General features: G+C 53.4%; 14 protein-coding genes and 1 pseudogene. 12 read left to right on the plus strand and 3 right to left on the minus strand.

From position 1 onward, the window contains the following. From BMX45_RS31625 to BMX45_RS00020, 5 genes and pseudogenes are all read left to right on the plus strand, one after another. Positions 1 to 153, plus strand: a pseudogene (locus tag BMX45_RS31625) (IS110 family transposase); the annotation flags it as partial. A 528-nt stretch (positions 154 to 681) separates the two neighbouring features. Further along, a complete protein-coding gene (locus BMX45_RS00005; protein WP_090907822.1) occupies positions 682 to 1,671 on the plus strand; it encodes an ABC transporter permease in 990 nt (329 codons plus the stop codon). Positions 1,672 to 1,687: 16 nt separating this feature from the next. Then, positions 1,688 to 2,599, plus strand: a complete 912-nt coding sequence (locus BMX45_RS00010) for a carbohydrate ABC transporter permease (protein ID WP_090907824.1) — start codon at positions 1,688 to 1,690, stop codon at positions 2,597 to 2,599. 52 nt (positions 2,600 to 2,651) lie between these two features. Then, complete coding sequence (locus tag BMX45_RS00015; RefSeq protein ID WP_090907826.1) at positions 2,652 to 4,268, plus strand: extracellular solute-binding protein; 1,617 nt, start codon at positions 2,652 to 2,654, stop codon at positions 4,266 to 4,268. Positions 4,269 to 4,329: 61 nt separating this feature from the next. Then, positions 4,330 to 5,346 carry a glycoside hydrolase family 130 protein gene (locus BMX45_RS00020; protein ID WP_090907829.1) on the plus strand — a complete coding sequence of 339 codons (1,017 nt, stop codon included), beginning with the start codon at positions 4,330 to 4,332 and terminating at the stop codon, positions 5,344 to 5,346. Between the two features lie 55 nt (positions 5,347 to 5,401). Here BMX45_RS00020 and BMX45_RS00025 read toward each other — a convergent pair whose 3' ends face one another. Next, entirely contained in the window at positions 5,402 to 7,732 is a 2,331-nt protein-coding gene (locus tag BMX45_RS00025; RefSeq protein WP_090907831.1) for a helix-turn-helix domain-containing protein, read from the minus strand. Positions 7,733 to 8,000: 268 nt separating this feature from the next. On the opposite strand from BMX45_RS00025, the gene BMX45_RS00030 reads away from it, so the two are divergent. The 3 genes from BMX45_RS00030 to BMX45_RS00040 all read left to right on the plus strand — a co-directional run bounded on the left by BMX45_RS00030 (position 8,001) and on the right by BMX45_RS00040 (position 9,924). Beyond that, positions 8,001 to 8,795, plus strand: a complete 795-nt coding sequence (locus BMX45_RS00030; protein WP_090907833.1) for a hypothetical protein — start codon at positions 8,001 to 8,003, stop codon at positions 8,793 to 8,795. Between the two features lie 68 nt (positions 8,796 to 8,863). Continuing rightward, positions 8,864 to 9,481, plus strand: a complete 618-nt coding sequence (locus tag BMX45_RS00035) for an SUKH-4 family immunity protein (protein WP_090907835.1) — start codon at positions 8,864 to 8,866, stop codon at positions 9,479 to 9,481. Positions 9,482 to 9,519: 38 nt separating this feature from the next. Further along, complete coding sequence (locus BMX45_RS00040) at positions 9,520 to 9,924, plus strand: NUDIX hydrolase (protein ID WP_090907837.1); 405 nt, start codon at positions 9,520 to 9,522, stop codon at positions 9,922 to 9,924. Positions 9,925 to 10,152: 228 nt separating this feature from the next. Here the strand turns inward: BMX45_RS00040 and BMX45_RS00045 are convergent, their stop codons facing one another. Both BMX45_RS00045 and BMX45_RS00050 read right to left on the minus strand, forming a co-directional pair. Beyond that, a complete protein-coding gene (locus BMX45_RS00045) occupies positions 10,153 to 11,031 on the minus strand; it encodes a carbohydrate ABC transporter permease (RefSeq protein WP_036664213.1) in 879 nt (292 codons plus the stop codon). A gap of 36 nt (positions 11,032 to 11,067) precedes the next feature. After that, positions 11,068 to 11,994: an ABC transporter permease gene (locus tag BMX45_RS00050; protein WP_090907839.1), complete on the minus strand. Its 927-nt coding sequence runs from the start codon at positions 11,992 to 11,994 to the stop codon at positions 11,068 to 11,070. A 460-nt stretch (positions 11,995 to 12,454) separates the two neighbouring features. Here BMX45_RS00050 and BMX45_RS00055 point away from each other — a divergent pair, with 460 nt between their 5' ends. The 4 genes from BMX45_RS00055 (at position 12,455) to BMX45_RS00070 (ending at position 21,490) form a co-directional block, all read left to right on the plus strand. After that, on the plus strand, positions 12,455 to 14,734 hold the full coding sequence (locus BMX45_RS00055) for a helix-turn-helix domain-containing protein (protein ID WP_090907841.1): 2,280 nt from the start codon (positions 12,455 to 12,457) through the stop codon (positions 14,732 to 14,734). A gap of 382 nt (positions 14,735 to 15,116) precedes the next feature. Continuing rightward, positions 15,117 to 16,634: a DUF3502 domain-containing protein gene (locus tag BMX45_RS00060; RefSeq protein ID WP_090907843.1), complete on the plus strand. Its 1,518-nt coding sequence runs from the start codon at positions 15,117 to 15,119 to the stop codon at positions 16,632 to 16,634. Between the two features lie 362 nt (positions 16,635 to 16,996). Beyond that, entirely contained in the window at positions 16,997 to 18,370 is a 1,374-nt protein-coding gene (locus BMX45_RS00065; RefSeq protein ID WP_090907846.1) for an alpha-L-fucosidase, read from the plus strand. Between the two features lie 3 nt (positions 18,371 to 18,373). Next, a complete protein-coding gene (locus tag BMX45_RS00070; protein ID WP_090907848.1) occupies positions 18,374 to 21,490 on the plus strand; it encodes an alpha-amylase family protein in 3,117 nt (1,038 codons plus the stop codon). Positions 21,491 to 21,522: the final 32 nt, after the last annotated feature.

The following is a 21,522-nucleotide window of genomic DNA, read 5'->3' on the forward strand; positions in this document are numbered from 1 at the left end:
ATGCGGAAAAACGCGAATGCAAGAATTCGTTCGTATTATGAGAAAAAAAGAAAAGAGGGCAAGCCCTACAAGGTGGTCGTGATCGCTTGCGCCAACAAGCTGTTGCATCACATTTTCGCCATCTTGCAGAAGGGGCAGCCCTACCAAGATTAAACCATATTTAACCAAAACCTCCATAGATGTGGAGGTTATTCGGGTTGGTCGGAAAAAGTATATCACGAAAAGAGAATTCATCCAAGCTGAAATGCTTGACAAACATTAGCTGGTTTTTATTTGGATAGGTGAATGATCAAAGGGAATGAAATTGACAGAGACATTTTCATTCTGCTCTTCCTTGTTCTCGTACGAGTTAACGCATATTCGGTGTTCGTAGGCCATGTTCGCACAACGCTTGATGGAGCACAATATGTAACATATGAATCCTGATAACAGGTTCATATGTTACACATACTCCGCATCATCTATGAGCAAAAATCGCGGAGATTCGGATGAGAAATAAAGGACTGCAGCGGGATTTCGACGGACAGATGGATGACAATGCACATCTTACACATTTACGATGTCATGCTGTCTTCTCTACACTTTGGAATGTAAGCGTTACCTGTTAATCACTGAAACGTGATGTACGTGAGTGAACCAGATAACCTGACATGAATCGATATGTAAGAAAGGAGGGGAAACATGAAGGGAAAAAGACTGCTTGCTGTGATATCCGAAAGACGTTCCATCCATCGCGAAACGAAGCCGCCTAATCCAGGTGTAAAGCAAACGTCTCTTGGTAAACGAATCAGGGTGAACTGGGAGCTCTATCTGTTCTTGGTGCCAGCCTTACTGTATTTCCTTGTATTTCACTATGCGCCGATGTACGGCATCCAGATTGCCTTTAAGAACTTTATCCCTAGCAAAGGAATCATGGGCAGCCCATGGGTGGGCTTCGATCATTTCGAGCGTTTCTTCAATTCCTACTATTTCTGGGATCTGCTCTGGAATACGTTCAGCCTCAGCTTCTACGAGCTGATCATCGGGTTTCCGCTGCCGATCATCCTGGCGCTCGCTTTCAACGAAATCCGGACGGGTCCCTTCAAGAAAATCGTCCAGACCGTTACGTATGCGCCTCATTTTATATCCGTTGTTGTCATGGCGGGTATGATTATTACCTTCTTATCGCCGTCCACAGGCATCCTGATCCAATTGATCAAATGGATGGGCATCGATGCGCCGAACTTTCTGTCGGATCCGGCTTGGTTCAAGACCGTGTACGTTCTGTCCGGGGTCTGGCAAAGCACCGGATGGGGGACCATTATCTATTTGGCCGCGCTGTCCGGGGTCGATCCCCAGCAGCATGAAGCCGCGATTGTGGATGGCGCCAGTCGTTTCAAACGATTGTTGCACATCAACCTCCCGGCCATTCTCCCAACGATCACCATCTTGTTGATTTTGAACATGGGCAACATTCTTACGATCGGCTTCGAAAAAATACTGCTGCTGCAGAACTCGCTGAATATGGAATCTTCCGATGTCATTTCAACTTATGTTTACCGAACCGGTCTGGTCGACGCGCAGTACAGCTTCTCGACAGCCGTTGGCCTGTTCAACTCCGTGATCAACGTCATTTTATTGGTAACGGTCAACCGGATTGCCAGACGCACCAGCGAGAACAGCCTATGGTAGAAAGGAGGAAAGTGCATTGGTTACCGCGATGAAGGAATCGAAGGGGGACAAGATTTTTCTCGGCAGCGTCTATATCTATTTATGCATCGCCTTGATTGTTGTTCTGTATCCGCTCGTATATATTCTCAGCGCATCGATCAGCAGCCCGCAGCAGGTGAATTCCGGTGCGATGTGGCTGTTTCCCAAGGAGATTACCTGGGCCGGATACCAGCTGGTCTTCGAAAATCCGAAGATTTGGAACGGATATCTGAACACGATCGTCTATACTGGGATAGGAACGTTGTTGAACCTGGCCGTGACACTGCCTGCAGCTTATGCGCTCAGCAGGTCGGATTTGGTCGGTCGTCAACTGTTCTTGGGATTTATTCTGTTCACGATGTTCTTTACCGGAGGGCTTGTGCCAACGTATCTCGTCGTCCGGAATTTGGGGCTGATCAACACGATGGGGGCGCTCATTCTTCCCGTGGCCGCATCGGTATGGAATATCATCGTTGCCCGGACGTTCTTCCAGACGACGATTCCCAAGGAACTGCAGGAAGCGGCATATATGGACGGCTGTACCAACCTGAAGCTGTTCGTCCGCATTATTTTGCCGCTGTCCGCGCCGATTATTGCTGTCATGGCGTTATTTTACGGGGTCAGTCACTGGAACAGCTATTTTCCGGCTCTGATCTATCTCAACGATGAGAGCAAGTATCCTCTGCAGATGGTGCTGCGGCAGATTCTGGTTCTTCAGGAAATGACGGCGGAGACGACCGGCGCCGGAATCAGCGGGGATGCCGCCAGGGCAATGAATTCCAAAGCCGAAACTGCATCATTGATCAAATACGGGGTTATCGTTGTATCGACGCTGCCGATTGTGGTTCTCTATCCTTTTTTACAGCGATACTTTGTCCAAGGGGTCATGATTGGCTCTGTAAAAGGATGATGAAAGCGTTTTATAAGATATGAGCTTGAATATGCAAAGGGAGGAAACATGGATGAAGATGACAAGCAAATCTTGGAAGCTGGTGTTGACGGGGATGACAGCCCTGTCCTTGCTCGCCGGATGCGGTTCGGCCGGCGATACCAATTCTGCCGGTACAAAGTCAACGGAAGCAGCCGCCGTGAATAAGGAAGGCTTCCCGATTATGGATGAACCGATTACGTTGACCATGATGGCACCTGATGTCGGCGTTCAAAACTGGAAGGATATGGTCGTGCTGCAGCAGATGGAGGAAAAGACGGGCATTTCATTCCGATATTTGAACGCACCGAAGGATAGCTTTGATACGAAGAAGAACCTCGTATTTGCCAGCGGCGATTACCCGGATGTCTTCTATGCTGCAGGTTTGACCGCGGCCGAACAGATGAACTATGGCGAGCAGGGGATTCTGATTCCGCTGGAGGAGCTCATCGAGGAATACGCTCCGAACTTCAAGGCCCTGATGGACGAAATTCCGGAGATCCGTAAATCCATTACAGCTCCGGATGGACATATCTACTCCTTGCCTGCGGTCGATTTAAGCCAGCACTGGTATCGCAACCCGCTGTGGTACAACGGTGATTTCCTGGAGGCACTGAATATCGACAAGCTTCCGGAGACGACCGAGGAGCTCTACACCTTCCTGAAGCGGGTAAAAGAAGAGGATCCGAACGGCAATGGAGTCGCCGATGAAATCCCGATCTCTTCCGTATCGACAGCTACGACCAATGCTCGGGATTTACGTACTTGGCTTCTTGGCGCTTTCGGCGTTTATGAAGACGAAATTTATGTAGACGATGCGGATGTTGTTCATTATACCCCGATAGAAGAAGGCTTCCGAGAGTATCTGGTCTATATGAACCGTCTTTGGAAAGAGGATCTGCTTGACCACGAAAGCTTCTCGCAAACCGCAGAACAGAAAAAGGCCAAGGCACAGAACAATCAGGTGGCCCTGTTCTCCGACTGGCATGCCTACATGACCAAAGGCGGAGAACCGTCCACCAAGGATCCGATGTTCGCTCCGGTGAAAAGCGATTTGGTAGACAAGCCGGCCATCGCCAAGAACAGAGGGATTACGACAGGGGCTTTTGCCATCTCGGCTACCAATCCTGCCCCTGAAGCATCGATCCGTTGGGTGGACTATCTTTACTCTTATGAAGGGTCGCTTTTTTTCAACAAAGGACCGGAAGGGATGCTGTGGGAGTACACGGATGAAGCCAATCGCGTGAAAAGCTATTTGTCTGTGCCGGACGGCATGGAGATGGAGGATTACCGTGCGACTCTGACCCCAAATTACGGCATTCCGGCTCCTACCGTCAACACGGACGATATCAATAAAGGATTGAAGACCGACTTCGATCTGTGGGTTGAAAAGGAAACGAAGGAGAAGCTGCTCGATCGGGGAGCAAGACCTCCGTTCCCTGCCTTGTTCCTTACCGTGGAAGAGCAAACCGAGATCAACAGCCTGAACTCGGATCTGAGCACGTATGTACAGCAGATGGAGGCGAAATTCATTACCGGAGCAGAACCGTTGTCCAATTGGGATAACTATCTGAACACGATGAAGAAAATGGGTGCCGACCGAGTTGTTGAAATCTATCAAGGCGCATATGACCGCTGGAAGTCGAGCTAAACATAAAATGATAGAGGGCCTGATAAATCCTGAATATCATACAAATGTGGAGGCATAGCCTATGAAAATTACGAGACATCCGAATAATCCGATCGTCGTGCCGGGAACGTACGAATGGCGTAAAGTCACCGTATTCAATCCTGCCGTTATTATAGACAACGGCAAGTTTTACATGATTGAGCGTACCGCAGGCTCGCTAACGCCTTGCAAGAACGTTTTGGGACTGCTGGAGAGCGAAGACGGGGTGAATTTTACGCACGTGAAGGACGAGCCGATCGTGACGCCTGACATGCTGGGCTTTCCATATGGCAGCGTCCAGGACCCGCGGATTGTCAAAATTGACGGCACATACTATCTAAATTATGCCCTTAGGCCATGCGCCATGAGTTACTATCCGACGGGAGCAGGGATACCGGAACGGTCGATTCCCAAATATCCGGACGGCTGGGGGGAGGAGGAGGGCCACTGGCTCACTCGCTCTTCGATCGTGAAGTCGGATAATCTGATCGACTGGGAGTTCGTTGCCGATACGACACCGCTCGATATCAATGACCGCGACAACATTTTGTTCCCTGAGAAGATTAACGGAAAGTATGTATTGCTGCGCCGTCCGGAGGAATACGTGGGTGCAGCTTACGGAACGGACAGCGCGGCGATTTGGATTACGTACTCCGAGGATCTGGTTCATTGGGAAGAGCCGAAACTTCTGGCCAAAGCCGAGAATCCGGCATGGGAATCCAGGAAAATCGGGGGGGCCACGCCGCCTGTGCGAACCGATAAAGGCTGGCTGGTCCTTTACCACGGCGTTGATGATCAGGTCGTTTACCGTGTTGGGGCGATGCTTCTTGACCTGAACAACCCTGAGAAGGTCATAGCAAGAACGAAGAATTACATCATGGAACCGGAAACCTATTATGAGAAATTCGGTTATCAAATTCCGAATGTGGTGTTCCCGACTGGAAACGTGGTCAAAGATGGTCTGCTCTATATCTATTATGGTGTGACCGACACAGCAATTGCACTGGCTACCGTGCCGGTCGATGGGCTGGTTGAGCATATCTTGAACGAACCGCAGTGAGCAAGTAGAAGCATCCGGGCCCTTTCGAGACAAGTTCTCCTAAAGGGCCCTTCTGTTATATATCCAGCCTATTCGAACGATGTTCTTTGCGGTACTGACCGGGCGTAAGCCCGGTTTCTTTCTTGAATTTGCGGATGAAATTGGGTGCATCCAGGTAGCCCACCTGTTCGATGATTTCCTTCAGGGGAGCGCTTGTCGTCACAAGCAGCCGAATGACTTCCTCCGTACGCCTCTTCCAGATATACTGCGAGAAACTGATCCCTGTCTTCTCTTTGAAGCTGCGGCTTAAGTAAGAGGTAGAGACGGAAAATTTAAGGGCAACATGCTCCAGGCTAAGCGTATAGTCCGCAAACTGCTGATTTACATAATGTACGATATCATCGATCAGTTTTGGCGCTGCTTGCTCATGGTTCCGTTCAACCTTCTCGCAAATCTCCGTCGTGAGCGACAACAGCTTGTCCTCAAATTCCTCCAGCGTCTCAAACGACGTATAATCCGAGATGCTGCTGAATGCTTCGTTCATTCCAACCTCAGAGGCGGACCTTAGCAGCGCGTTCAGCAGATCGAAGCAAATACAGCGCAGCAGATGAATTTGCAGCGGTTCGCTCCGGATGGTCTCCATCATCTCAGCGATCATCTGTACAGCCACCGACTCGTTGCCTTGCTTTAGGCTTTGCTCCAGCTTGAGCAGCGACTTTCTTGGAAGCCACACGCCTTTGGCGACAGGATGATTCTGCTCTGCCAACTGGTCGAAATAGGTGATCCGGCTGCTGCCGACCATTCGGTGCTCGAGTGCGGTTGCGGCTTCGATGAAGGATTGGTTCAGCTGCCCCAAATCCCGGTAGGGCGTACCTACGCCCATGCTCGGATCGAGCCGAGTGTTCTCGGAGATCAATCCCTGGACCGCGCGAATGATCTGCTCCATCCGGAGCTTCAGCGAATCTTGACCAGGGTCGGGAAGCGATACGATCAGCGCAAATTGATTATCGGCTGAGAATTCAACGCCATAGATATTCGCTTGAAGCCCAGATGGTTCAACATGGCTGAGAATTTCGTGCACCTGCTGACGATCCTTCTGGAGTTCCTCGGCCGCATCGTTTTCTTCCCAGGACAGAATCACACAGAAATAAATGACTTGTTCTTGGGGAGATTCCAGTCCGACTCCGGCGATCATTCGTTCGATTTCGGGATCATCCGGCTTGCCGTGCTTCAACAGAAGCAGCATGCATTGGTTGCGCACGAAGGGCTCCTGCATATCGATTCGGGTGCTGTATTCGTGAAGGGTCTGACGAATCCATTCCCATTCATTGCGCGTTTTGGGCTCTGGGGTATCGCTAACTCTGAGCTTGGCGAATTCCATCAAATCCTTAATCGGGTGATATTGGCGTCTAGCCAGCACAAAAGCGGCAAGCACTCCGGTTATGACGGCGATGCCAAACACCAGCAGAATGAGCGTCTGTACATGAGCGACCCGGCTGAAGAACTGGTAGCTTGGCATGATGGTCATGTAGTTCCAGCGATTCTCCCCGGATTTGACGGATACGACGGAATACTTGTCATTATTCAGGGAGAGATTGTGTATGCCGGCATCAAGCGCAGCCAATGTCCCGAGATGCTCTTGAGACAGGGTTACGCCGTGATTGCTCGCTGTAAGCACTTCATCATTCTGATTGAGTATGTAGCTGCTCCCTGTGAAATCGCTAAGAATGGAATCCATGACCCCGGTAAGATTGGACTCTTTCACCATATATACGACGCTCCCGTACGGATAGGGGGCATTGGGCTTGATCGGTACGATGATGGTCAGCATCGTCTCCTGCCTGGAGCTGTTGATCGTAACATTCTCGGCCGGCCGTATGACCATCTGATTCGTTTCGTTCAGCGCAAGGGTGACATCTTCCAGACTCCAGTTCTCATAACGATAGAAGGAGTCGAACGCAACGTTAACATTCGTCAGGCCGCGGTAAGAGTAGATAATCGGGTCGTTATGATAGTATAAGAAGATGTCTTCAATGATGCTGCTGTTTGCCTTATAGTTGGCCAAAGCTTGTATGGCTTCCACTCTGTAATAATCATCACGGACCATATAAGGGGTTAAGCGTCTGTCGTAAGCGATTCGGCCGGAAAGCTCCCGAAGCTCCGCGATACGGGAGTCGATGGTCATTTTCACCTGGTTCAATTGATTGATGTTGGATTGTTCGATCTCGGTACGAAGCCCGCTGACAGCGCTATCATAAACGAAAATGGTTACTCCCGTCAGGGGAATCAGGAAGATCAGAATATAAGACAGTACGTATCTTAAGAGCAGCTTCGACTTAAAGTGATTCCAATTTATTCGGAAAGTGAAAGTGGATACGATGAATGATTTGAGGTTATGAATGGTCATTTTGGGTGCATCCTCCATTGCATTCTTTTCATGTCATGCGAAATTCCGATTTCATCAACAAGGATAGGGTTATTTGAAACATTATATCATTATAATGATTATTCGGAGAAATATTAAGAATAAATTCATCGTTATTCATTACATGGTATAACTCGTAGTTTTCATAGTTTCACGGCTTCAATCCAACTCAGTCAGATTTCGATCATCTTCGCTTTATAGGAAGATTTTGTTATGATAGGGACAAGAAAAACATGGGAAGTGGGAAGCTTTGGACAAAAAGGCGAAAAAGGTTTTACTTCAAACGTTCTGGTCATCCAGCGGCTGGAAAAGCAGTCCTTTGCCGTTCGTTGGGGAGGACTTTGATTACGCGAAGAGCATGAGGCTGATGTTCGACCCCATCACCATCAGGCATGATGAGCTGATCCAGCGGCTTCATAGCTTACATCAGACGGTTACTAAAGAAAGGGTTGCTGCCGCATTTCTGCACAGTTTGTCCACGAGACAAGTGCATCTGCGAAGCGCACTTTCCAGTTGGGCGCTTACTTCGCGCCTGCCTCTTCATCAGTACGAAGAACGACGCTCGGCCATGCCGAATTACAGCAGCTGCGGAGACTGTAACCATGCCGAGCTCCAGTCCGACCGGGATTACGTGAATGCCGACCTGAACGTGCTGAATTTCGAACGGGTCAAATGGGGAGGCATCCGTTTGAATCAGCTGCTCTACTGCTGGCTCGATCTGGAGCTGTTGAGCCATGAGGTGGACCTGACGGTGAACGATGAGGATATCGCCATTCTAAGGAAGCTGATGACAGCCGTCGACGGATGCGCCGAATCAGAAAGCCCGCGTCATCTTGAGAAGCGCTTGAAGGATGTTCTGCCTTCAAGCAAGCATGAACGAGACGTGCTGATGGAAATTCTGGGATATGCCGGCGTGCTGGTACCGAAGGATACGCCCCGCACGCGTCCGAGAAGGGACGACGATTTCTTCTCGATGTCGGAGTGGCAGGGAAGCGACGGATATTCCACTGAAGCGCTGCAGTTATATTTCGGCGAATATCTGTAGATCGCGCTGCATCATTCTAGGTTACAGAATACGTACCGGTTTAGGAGTTTAAGAGAGGGAGGGCTAGAATGGAGCCGCTATGTCATACGTTGTATGATCACGGAGTGCTGCCTTATATGAGGGAAAGCTTGGAGGGCCTGGGAATGCCCGATAAGACGGTGGAAACGCTTGTGTTTCGGGGAATGCCGGTCTTTGATCCGCAGGAGCCCCCGTTGGGTCTTCTGTTTCATGAAGCGTTACCGTTACAGGATATTCATGGAGCCTATATTGCGATCGGAAGGGAGATCTGGAGCGAAGGGCTGCATGTCGCGATCCAAAAGGATACAGGGGCGGTTTGGGCAGTCACGGAGGGCGGTACACAGAAACCGACCTACATGAACGCCTCCATCGACAGCCTGCTCGCCTTTATGGACCGTGTGCTTCGATTCAAGCAGCAAACGGAGCGCTTGCAGCCCGATCCACCTCCCACGATTTTGACGGCAGAACAATTTCGCCAGAAACTTGAGAAGTTCAGAAGAGGCGAGATCAAGCCGGGAACACGTCCGGACGCCTCGCAGGCTGAGCGCGAGCGGGAGTCAGCCTTCGAACAAATGAAGCGGGAGCTGAAAGACATAGATCCTAATGCCGTTCGTTCCTCTTCATGGTGGGGAATTATGCTGGAGGAAATGAAGGATCGGTTGAGGTAGCCGATAAGCATGTTAAAGACGGGATGGGAGGATGAACGTTGGGCTTTCATGACACGTACAGATTTGGTGTGCATGCCATCATATTGAACGCTGACGGCAAGCTCCTCTTATTAAAACGGACCTATGGAAATAAAGGATGGAGCTTGCCGGGGGGCGGGGTGGATCCCGGCGAAACGATCCATGAAGCGATTTTTCGCGAATGCCGCGAAGAACTGGGCCTTACACTGCAAGATGCGGTCTTGACCGGATTTTATTATCACAGTCATATCAACGCGCAGGTCGGCATATTCCGCTGTTCGATCCCGCTTCACGAGGAAATTGTGCTCAGCTCCGAGCATTCGGAATATCAATGGGCCGAGTTGTCGGAGCTGAGCGACGTTCAGCGGTTAAGGGCCCAGGATGCATTGGCTTATCAAGGAGAAGTCAAAAGCCGGGCGTTTTAGCATCTCGTACTTTTAAAAACCGGATTGCCGTTACTGCCCCCATGCACAACATCAGGGTTACGCTTACAAACTCTGTTGACGATGTTCCATCCGAAGCGGTAGAGGTTGCATTCATAAAGACATCCAGCATATAAAAAAGAGGCTAACCGCTCTCACGGTTAGCCTCTTTGATTTCAGTAAAACCTGTTACCTGCTTATGTCCTGAGATCATGGCATGTGGATAAACCCTTACTCCTTCAAAGAGCCAATCAGCAGCCCTTTTATGAAATACCGCTGCAGGAACGGATAGAACAGCACCACCGGTCCGATCGTCAGAATGGCGGTGGCCATCTTCACCGATTCTTGCGGCAGCGTCTGGGTGCCGAGGATGGCGCCGCTGCTCTGCATCTGTTGGATCATGCTGATCTCGGAGTTCAGCTTAAACAGCAGGTACTGAAGGGGATACAACTTCTCGTTGTCCACCAGCATGATGGCGTTGAACCAGTTGTTCCAGTAGGCAATGCCGTAGAACAGCGTAATCGTGGCCAGAACGGGCATGCAGAGCGGGAAGTAGATCCGGAACGCGATATAGAAGTCGCTCGCGCCGTCGATCTTGGCCGCCTCCGTCAGGGAAGGCGGAATTTGGGACATGTAGTTCCGCACAAGAAACAGGTTGAACGGGTTGAACACCAGGGACGGTATGATCAGGGCCCAGATGGTGTTGTTCATGCCGAGATTCAGGTTGATCAGATACCAGGGCACCAGGCCCGTGTTAAACACCATCGTAATGAAAAAGAACAAACCGAGCCCGTTGCGGTAACGGATATGCTTGGCGGCCAGCGTATATCCGGCCATGGACGTGATGGTGACCGCAAGAATCGTGCCGACGACCGTCACGATGATCGAGATCATGTAACTCCGGTACAGCGGCGTGCTGCCGAACAGGAGCAGCTTGTAGGCATCTAGCGACAGCTCGCTCGGGAACAGCTGGTAGCCGAACTGCTTAATGCTGGCTTCGTCGGTAAAGGACACCATGAGCACAAGCAGCATCGGCAGGATGCAGAGAATGGAGATGATGCCGATCAACGCGGCATTCACGGCGTCGAAAAATTTAGGTCTGGACGTCACTAGATTTCGCTCCCTTCCGAAGGATTCCGGCTTGCTTTAAAACAAGGCATGGTCCGGATTCACCTTCTTCACGATTTTGTTGCTGCCCCATACGAGAATAAAGCCGACCACGGATTGATACAGTCCGACGGCCATGGCTTGTGCCGGATTCCCGATGGTGCGGAGGGAACGGAACACATACGTATCGATGACGTCAACCGTCGGATACAGCAGCCCGTTGTCCTTGACGATGGCATAGATCATGTCGAAGCTGCCGTACATGATTTTGCCCAGGGCCAGCAGGGTTAAGATGGATATGGTCGGCAGCATGAGCGGAATAGTGATGTGTCGGATGAGCTGCCACCGGGTAGCGCCGTCGATCCGGCCGGCTTCGTAATAACTGTCATCAATTCCCGTGATCGCCGCCAGATAGATGACGAGGTTCATCCCGAGGTCCTTCCAGACCGCCGCGGTCGTAAGAATCCACGTCCAGTATTGCGGAGAGGCGTACCAGTTGACGGGGTCGATATGGAAGAACGCCAGGACCCGGTTCAGGATACCGTAGTCGGTCGACAGCAAGCTGTAGATAATGTAACTCACGATAACCCAGGACAAGAAATGCGGAAACAAAATCGTGGATTGGGTTATCCTCGAGAACCAGCGGCTGCGGAGCTCGTTAAACAGTATGGCCAGCGCCATCGCTGCGAGCGTGCCAACGATGATAAATAGAAAATTGAGCTTCAAGGTGTTGAAGGTGACTTCCCAAGCCCGGGGGGACGAGAAGAAGAACTTGAAATTGTCAAACCCGACCCAGGCGGAATTGAAGAGCCCCGTCTTGAAGTTGAATTTCTGAAACGCAATGAGCATGTACGGAAGCGTGAAATAACCGAAGACCAGCGTATAGATGGCGGCCGGTACGACGAGCAGGTAGGCGGATCCGTTCGAGCGGATTTCGCGCAGGAAGCCGAAGCGGCTTTTTTTCATGATTAGGCACGTCCTTTCGTAAGTGATGGGGGCTGCAAGCGTAGCAGTTCTGTTTCGAGTGTAAAGAGAGTTGCCGCGTGCAGTAAACTATGAAAATGGAGTTTGAGCGGATTGAAAGGGGGAACGCCTGCTTTAAAAAACGGCAAAAACTTCGAATTTGAGTATTTCGCACAGTGTCGCCAGGATTGAATAATGACCGAAAAAGCTTGATTTTATAAGGGGTTTAGCCGATGAAGTCTATGAAGGGAAGTTAGGGGAGGAAAATAAAGAATGCGTTTTCATGTTGATGTATGCCCTGAGCAAATGTAAGATGAGAATAAAATATCTATCCGTTCCAAGCGATCGGATGGCTAGGCAACCCCACTAAAATTAACATGTATATTACATATAATGTTAGTAAAATTCATGGATGATAAGATCTCAGTTTACTATACAGACCGAATGATAAAGGAGGGAGAATATGATCCGGCAGCGATTATTCCGTTATGCAGTGTATCGAAATATGTTTCTCAGCTTTGTTTTGCTCACGGCAGCCATGATTGCCCTCGTAACCGTCGTCCTGTACATGATGTTCTCCTGGAGCACCGCGAAGGAGGTAGGAAAAATATACGAGTCGATGCTGAAGCAGAACAGCGCCGTATCCAGCGTCATCCGCGATCAGGTGTATAACGTGGGCAACCTTCTGCTCAGCGACAAGGAGATTGTGAACGCCCTATTGGACAAAGAGGCCGATCCGGTGAAACAGTATGGCGTGTTCGGCACCCTTAACCGGGTCCAGTCCACCTATCCGTTCATCCATTCGATCGGGATCTATAACGGCTCGAATAACACGTACCTGAATACGAAGGGGATTACCAAGGAGCAGGAGAAGGCGCTGCTGGAGGAGATCAACAGTAAAAATACATCTTATTTTCACCTGTTTCCGCGCAAGATCTCTTCCGCCAATTCGGCGAAGCGGAGCGAAGACGTCCTGACTTTCGTTCTCCTTCCGAGCTATTATTCGCCGCTAAGTTCCAAAGGCGCGATCGTAATCAACATGAGCACCGACACCATCCAGGATCTGATCGGAGGCTACCGCAACGAAGCGGTGGATTCGCTGCATGTCATTGACGACAAGGGAACCATCATCACCCATTCGGATCGGTCCCGGTTCATGGAGGATGTATCGCAGGAGTCCTATGTCCAGTCCATTCTGGAATCGGATGCGGAAAGCGGTTACTTCACCCGCTCCATCGACGGCCGCAAGAGTCTGGTTACCTATGTCAAATCCAAGGATATGAACTGGACGTTCATCAGCGTAAGCCAATATCAAAATCTGTTGTTCAACATGCAGGCCCTCCGAACATCGGCGCTGGTTCTCGCTTTAGCCTGCTTCGTCGTCAGCATGTTCTTGTCGTTCTGGCTGACGCATCATGCGTACAACCCGATCCGCCACCTGCTGGAGAAAATGAGCGCCATACCGAAAATGAAGGAAAACCGTCGGCAAATCAACGAATTTGCCATATTGGATACCACTTACGCCGAAATGACGGAGAAGATGAAGTCGATGGAGTCCGAGGCTTCCGTCGCCCGGCAGGCGCATGTGCTGCAGCTGCTGAAAGGCGGCGACGAGACGGCATTCCGTCGTTTGGCCCGCGAAGGCAAGGGTCCCTATTTCTTGGCTGCCGTCCTTCTGATTGACAGCTTAGACGGCTCGCCGGGGGGCGAGGACGAGGATCTGCAGTCCTATACCTGCGCGGCCGTCGCCCAGGCGGCCCAGCAGATGCTGGAGCCGGAGGGAGCGAGCGTGGCCACGGTGGGGGACGGGACCATTGCGATCATTCTCCCCATGAAACAGAGCCGGCTTCCGCTCCATGTATTGGGCATGCTGGAGGAGCTGCAGGGCGAGATGCTCCGCACGCTCCGCGTGTCCGTAACCATCGGCATCGGAACGGCCGCGCAGACGTACGAGGAGCTGCGCGAATCGTTCGATTGCGCGCAATCCTGCTTCCAGCAGCGCTTTTTCGCGGGAAAGGGCAGGATATTCCATGGCGATCCGGTCATCGACTCGGAGTCGGAGCATACCGAGGCGCAGTATCCGGACAAGCGGGAGAAGCGCATCATCGAGGCCATCAAGCTGCAGCAGCGGGATAAATTGGAGAAGGAAATCGATCAGTGGATCAAGGAAATACGCGATTACAACTACCATGAAGTCATGTTTTTCATCAACCAGTTCATCGGCGGCCTGTACAAGCAGCTCAATGTCCATACGGTGAAAAACCGGGAAAGCGCGGATCTCTTCCTCAACTTTACGCGGCAGATTACCCGCTTTCAGACGCTGCAGGAAACCGCGGATGCCCTGAAGGATCTAGCCCTTAGGCTCTGCAGCCTGTCCGAGGAATCGGGAGCGGTCCGGCATGCGGAGGTGGTGGATTTTATCCAGATGTACGTACGCAAGCATTATGCGAGGCCGGATATGTCGCTCGAGCAGGTTGCTGGCGAGGTGAAGCTGTCCCGCAGCTATGTCGGCAAGCTGTTCAAGGCGCATTGCGAGCTGTCGTTCAACGATTACCTGAATGCCGTTCGTCTGGAGAAGGCGCGTGAGCTTCTCGCAAGCACCGAGGAGTCGGTTCAATCGATCAGCGAGCAGGTGGGCATTCTGAATACGACCTATTTCTACACGCTGTTTAAAAAGCACTACCAGATCTCGCCGGCCCAGTTCCGCAGCCAGCATGCGATCGAGACGAAAAAGGCGCAGTGACGGGCAGATTAAGTGCGGGTTCAAAAGGTCGACTTTTCAGCACCGAAGTCTTTGCTTCCGATGTGCGTTTTTGCAAAACGCTTTAGGTTGGATGAAGCTAGGGACTGAGTAGCGGAGCTGAACGTTTTCATAAGAAAACGGCTTCGGAAGCATAAGCTTGCAAACCTACGTGAGCAACGGAAGGCCCGGCTGAATTCAAGATTCGACGTCGAGATTGCTTCCCGACCTGCTTCGTGATCAAAAGATGACTTTCTGAACAACCTTTTAAAGGGTTTTAAAATGGCGAAAACCATCATTTTGAAGTATACGTTTCCCCTAATGTCTCCTTAAGATAGGAATCGTACCGCAAGACTAAACCAAATGAAGACAGGGGGACACATGCATGAAAAAAAGGAAAGCGCTAGCACTATGGTTGGCCGCGATATTCATGGTATCCGTGATCGCAGGCTGCTCCGGTGGCGGCGACGCCGGCAGTGAGAATGGATCGGCGAGCGGGGAGAACGGCGGAGGGGACAAGCTGCCGGTACGGTATTTGCTTCCGGGCTCCGCGCCGCAGGATTTGGATACGGCGGTCAAAGCGATCAACGAGAAGCTGGAGGCCGACGGTCTGAACCTTACCTACGAACCGACGTACATCGCGTGGGACGTATGGGATCAGAAGACCAACCTCATGATGTCGACGGGCGAGGAATTTGAGCTGATTGCCATCATGCACGATACCAAAGGACCGACGGTGCTTGCGGGCAGCGGCGGTATCATTCCGATCGACGATCTGCTGGACCAGTATGGCACCGAGCTGAAAGCTTCCATGCCGGACTGGATCTGGGAGTCGTCGAAAATCAACGGCAAGATCACGTACGTGCCGAACTTCTGGGCGGATACCGCTTATAACGATGGCATGTTCACGATCCGCACCGATCTGCTGGAGAAAAATGGCCTGAAGCCGCCGACATCGCCGGAAGAGCTGCTCAATGCAGCCGAGACGCTGCAGAAGAACTGGCCGCAGGACAACAAGAACGTATATATTAAGATGCTGGAAGAGCCAGCCTACTTCCTGCATACAACCTACGACACCTATCCGTTTACCGTTGCCGACAACATGATTTACATCGACCAGCAGGGGAACGTGAAGTCCTGGTTCGAAACCGAGGAGTTCAAAAAAGACGTGAAGTTCATGAACGAGGCATACAAGCGCGGTCTGATCATGAGCGATCTGCTTACGACGCCGACGGAGGTTATCAACCAGGAGGAGCTGGCAGGACGTTATCTCTACCGTCCGGGCGATGTCGGCTTGAGCGACGCCATTCGTCAGACGTTCCCGGATGCGAAGCTGGATATTTATTATTTGGCCGACCAGCCGAAATTCAGATCCTACGCGATCCGCAATTCCAACGGGATCTCGGCCACGTCTCCGCACCCGGAGGCCGGCGTTCAATTCTTGAACTGGGTATACAGCAGCCAGGAGAACATGGATCTCGTTCAAAGCGGCGTGAAAGATGTGCATTGGAAGGATACAGGCAAGAATACCAAGGACTATCTGGCCAAGAACGAGAACGGTTCCCCGGCTTATGAGCTTCCATACTGGCTGCTCGGCCACGTTGAAATGAACCGTTATCCAACAAATACGGACCCAGCGCGTCTGGAGCGCCGCACAACGGTATCGGAGGACGCCGTGAACAGCATCACGATCGGCTTCACCTTCGATCCGACCAACGTTGCTTCGCAGTACGCCAACTGCATCGCCGAGCTGAAGACCAGCGTTTATCCGGTCATGCACGGGGTCGTGAAATACGAGGACGCCTACGATAAAATGCTGGCCGCAATGAAGTCCGCCGGTCTCGATGAGGTCGTTGATGAATACAAACGGCAATTCGATGAGTGGAGAGCCGGTCAGTCGTAAGTTCAGGCACGCTAACGGCTAAGAAACATTGGAACAGGGCAATCCTTTCCCCGGTTTGATAACCGGGGAGGGGTTGCTTTTTTTCGTGCGTCGCCATGGAGCGTCCGTGAGGAGTACAGAGGGAATTCCAAGGGGACTCCAAGGGGATTCGAAAGTGATCCACTTGCCGTTTAGGACTTCAATTCTCCGATATTGGCCAAAATCAAAGTTTTCTCTCAAAAGTAAAGTGTTCAAGACAGGGATTCCCGGGCTAGAGTAAAGGTCATAAGAAGCCTTGAGACTGCTCAAAGAGTTAGAAGCGAAAGTCTTTATTAAGGCTGGCCGCACGGCAAGAGCCGTGCAGAATAAGGAGGACGTAGTTCATGACCAAGCAAACACAAGCCATCCGGGAAGGCTGGCAATGGTTTACGGAAAGCCGGTACGGCATGTTTATTCATTTCGGGCCTTATGCCCAATACGGGCGCGGCGAGCAGGTTCTGTTCCGGGAGCATTTGGACCAGGCCGAATACGCGCGGAAGGCCTGCGAGTGGAATCCGGAGTTCTTTGACGCCGAGCTTTGGGCGTACACCGCGCGCAAGGCGGGGATGAGATATGCCTGCTTAACGACGCGGCATCATGACGGATACTGCTTGTGGGATACGGCCACGACGGATTATTCCAGCGCGAAGCAGGCACCCGGGCGGGATCTGGTTCGCGAATTTACCGATGCGTTCCGGGCCCAGGGGCTTCGGGTCGGCTTATATTATTCCTGGATCGATTGGCGGATACCGGCTTATTTCGACGGACCGGAGAAGGATCCCGAGGGCTGGGAGACGATGAAGCAGTACTTGCATGCCCAAGTGGAAGAGCTGGTCACGAAATACGGGCGCATCGATCATTTCTTTTTTGACGGGGTCTGGCCGCGAACCGCGGAGGACCTGGACAGCATCAAGCTGGTGGAACGGATGAAGTCGATTCAGCCGGACATCCTGGTGAACAACCGTCTTGGGCTGTCTGAGGAGGAGAAGCTGCATGCGGACGGCGGCGGCGGCTCGGGCGATTCCGAGGTGCTGGGCGATTTCGGCTCGCCGGAGCATGTCATCGTCCCGGATCAGAAGCGGCTGTGGGAATCCAGCCAGGTCACCACGTGGAGGCTGTGGGGGTACACGAACGGCGAACGATGGCGTCCGGCCGACGTTCTGCTCGACATGCTGTGCGAGTGTGCGGAAAAAGGGGGGACCGTTGGCGGCAATCTGCTGCTTAACGTTGGACCGCAGCCCGACGGACAGCTTCCGCCGGCCTTCGTGGAGCGGGCGCTGAAGATCGGGGAGTGGCTGGACGTTCACGGCGAGGCCATCTACGGCTCCGACGGCGGGAACCTCACGGAGTTTATCACCTACGGGCGGCAGACGATGAAAGACAACAAGCTGTATCTCATCATCCGCTTCTGGGATGGGAGGCCGGTGCTGAGGCTGGCGGATCTCGTGACGCCGGTATCACGGGTGACGCTGCTGACAACGGGGCAGGAGCTGTCGTTCCGACAGGAGGGCGACGTACTGTGGATTGAAGGGCTTCCGCGGGAACGTCCGACCGAGCTGTTCCCGGTCATCCGCATCGAATGCGAGGAGCGGCCGCAGACCAATCCATGGGGAGTGAACCGCCTCTGGACCGGCGACCCTTCCCGGATCGCCGATTGGGCCCGAACGCGCGGTACATCCGTATACGTCGATGGCCAGCCGCGGACGAGAAAGGAGTAAGCGATGAGAACGCTGGTATTTTACGACGAGCATTTTCCTTATGAAGGCGAACGTCCGTCTGCTGAGGCGATGGGGCGATTGCGGGAATGGGCGGTGGTCGCAGGTGCCGCGGACGTGGCTGATCGGCTGACGGTAGGCGGCTGGGACGCGCTGGTTCATCTGCACGGGCCATACTTTCCGAAAGCGGCTTGGGCGGCCATCGAAGCCCACCTGAAGGCTGGCGGCGGTCTGGTTCATGCCGGAGGCGTGCCTTTCCGCAGGCCGGTTCGAGAGCTGAACGGAGGCTGGCATGCCGAACGCGAGCAGCTGGCTTATCATCAGCGAATGGATATCCATGATGCGCTGGCGGTTGACGTATCGCGCGTCCGGGAGCTGAAGGCCTCCGCCGAATACCCGATCCTGCTGGGGCGTGAGGAGCTGTTCGGCATGGAGCCGACCTGGGGTTTGACGCTGCATCCGACCAAAGCGAGCGACATCCCGGCCGAGATGGGGGCATGCGGTCCGATGGACGCCGTCATCTCGCCGCTGCTGATCGGCATGGACCGTGATCGACGCGAACGCTCTGCTCCGGTCGTCATGCTGGAACAGCATAAGGGCGATTACGCGGGGGGCCGCTGGATTCTGATCAACCAGCAGCTGAGGGCATCGTTCTGGGAGACGAAAGGGATGGACGTCCTGAAGGATCTGGCGGAATACGCGGGAACAGGCGTGACGGAGCTGTGGCTGAAGCCGAACTATGCTTCTTACGAGCCGGGCGAGCAGATGCGGTTGACGATCCAGCTGCAGTCGTTGTCCCGGACGTCCGCCCCGGCGCAGACCTGGCATTTTGCGGTGAGTCTAATCAAGGAAGACGACGGCGAGACCGTCTGGACCGGACACGAGAAGTCGGAAGCCGGCATGGAACAGCGGGATCTGCAGCAGCTTCGCTTGTCCGTACCCGTACGGCTGGAAGCGGGCTTGTACCGGATCGTTTGCGAAGCCGAGTCCGAGTCGGGGGAGCGCCGCACCCTGACCCAGGCGGTATGGGGCGTCGATCGTCCGCTGCTGCAGGCTGGAGAGCGGCTGGAATGCGGGCGCGATTACTTCCGCCGCGGCGGACGAACGGTTCCGATCGTTGGCATGACGTACATGACCTCCGACGTCGCGCGCAAATTCCTCCATCTGCCGAACGTGCAGCGTTGGGATGCGGATATGGCGGAGATGAAGCGGGCAGGGATCAACCTGATCCGGACGGGCATATGGACGGGGTACCGGATGATCATGTTTGCCGACGGCCATGCGGCCGAGGACGTCATGCGGGCGATCGATGCCTTTATCCTGACGGCCAAGCGGCATGAGCTGGAAGTGACGTTCACGTTCTTCTCGTTTGCGCCCGAAGCCTGGGAAGGCGTGAACCCCTACCTGGATCCGCGATCGGTGGAAGCGCAAAAGCGCTTCGTCGCCTCCATCGTGGGACGTCACAGGGGCACAACCAACGTGCATTGGGACCTGATCAACGAGCCTTCGCTGTTTGATCCGAAGCGAATCTTCGAAGGGCCGGTATCGATAGGGGACCGGTTCGAGCGTCAGGCCTGGTCCGAGTGGCTGCGGCAGCGCCACGGGGATGATCTGGCGCTGCTTCAGGAGCGCTGGAACATGACGCCGGGCGAGCTGCCTTCATTCGAGTCGGCGCCTGCGCCGAGTCCGGACGACAAGCTGTTCAACAGCGTGCTGCAGCCGAAGAAGTGGGGACCGTGGATCGATTTCACGCTGTTCACCATGGACATGCATAATCGGTGGGCGTCCGAGCTCATCGGCACCATTCGCCGCTCCGATCCCCGCCAGCTGGTAACGGTCGGGCAGGATGAGGGCATCTGCTCCCAGCGTCCGTCGCCTTCGTTCTATGGCCCCGCGGTCGATTACACGACGGTCCACTCCTGGTGGCAGAACGATCACCTGGCTTGGGACGGCATATTTACGAAAACGCCGGACAAGCCGAATCTGATCCAGGAGACCGGCATCATGCACGTGCAGCGTCCGGACGGCATCGCCAAGCGGACGGAGGAAGAGCTTCGCAGCATCCTGGAGCGGAAGTACGCGTATTCGTTTTCGACCGGCGGCGCGGGTGCCGTGCAGTGGATTTGGAATATTAACTACTTCATGGATAATGCCAACGAATCCAACATCGGGGCGCTTCGGGCGGACGGAACGCAGAAGCCCGAGGCTGATGTGTCCTATGACTTCGGCCGCTTCATGAAGGAAGCAGCCGGCTTGTTCGACGATGAACGGCAGCTGGAGGAGATCGCCGTCGTTTACCCGTATTCGAATGATTTTTCCAGCCGCAAGCTGGCTTATGAAGCGACGACTAGGGCCATGCGCGCGTTGACGTTCGGCATGAACGTCCATCCGCGGGGCATCGGCGAATATCAGCTGGAGGACCTGAAGCGTTATCCGGCCAAGCTGATCATCGTGCCGAGCGCGCATAATTTCGACGATCGCGCGTTTGCCCAGCTCCTTGACTTGGCAAGGGAAGGGAGCACGGTCTTGTGGACCGGCCCGCTTCGCACCGATGCATATTGGGGACCGGCACCGCATCGCCTGCAGCAGGAGATCGGCGAAACCGTCCATGCCAACGTTCTTCGGGAAGAAACGCTGGAGCTGGCGGGAGAGCATTTCGCCGTTTCGTTCGGCGAGCGGAAGATTAACGCGCTGGCGGTGGATCGTCCGGCGGGCCGGTTGGATGGGACGCTGGCACCCGTTACGGTGACCTTGGGCTCGGGACGGTTCATCTGGTGCCCGCTCCCGGTCGAGATGAACGAGCGCTGGGAGCCGATCCAGGCGCTGTACGCGGAAGCTATCCGCTCCGCAGCCGTTTCGCCTGAGCTGGAATGGCCGAAGGGAGGCGAGCTTCCGGGTATTTACGGCCGCAAGCTGACGTTCGGGCAGGGAAGCTTGTACGTCTTCGTCTCCGAGCATGGGGCAAGCGCAGAGGTCGAAGTAAAGGACCCGGCAACCGGAAAGGTCTACGCCTTCGAATTGGAACGGGAGCGGACCGTGATGTTTACGACCGATGCCGGGGGACAAGTGCAGACGGTTTACCGGCCGGAGGAGGTTCGCATCCGACAGAGCCAACCATCTTGAGGCGTGCTCGCCCATGAAAAGGTTGGAAGAGG

Origin of the sequence: Paenibacillus sp. cl141a, assembly GCF_900109305.1 — a bacterium.
Classification (GTDB): Bacteria; Bacillota; Bacilli; order Paenibacillales; family Paenibacillaceae; genus Paenibacillus_AQ; species Paenibacillus_AQ lautus_A.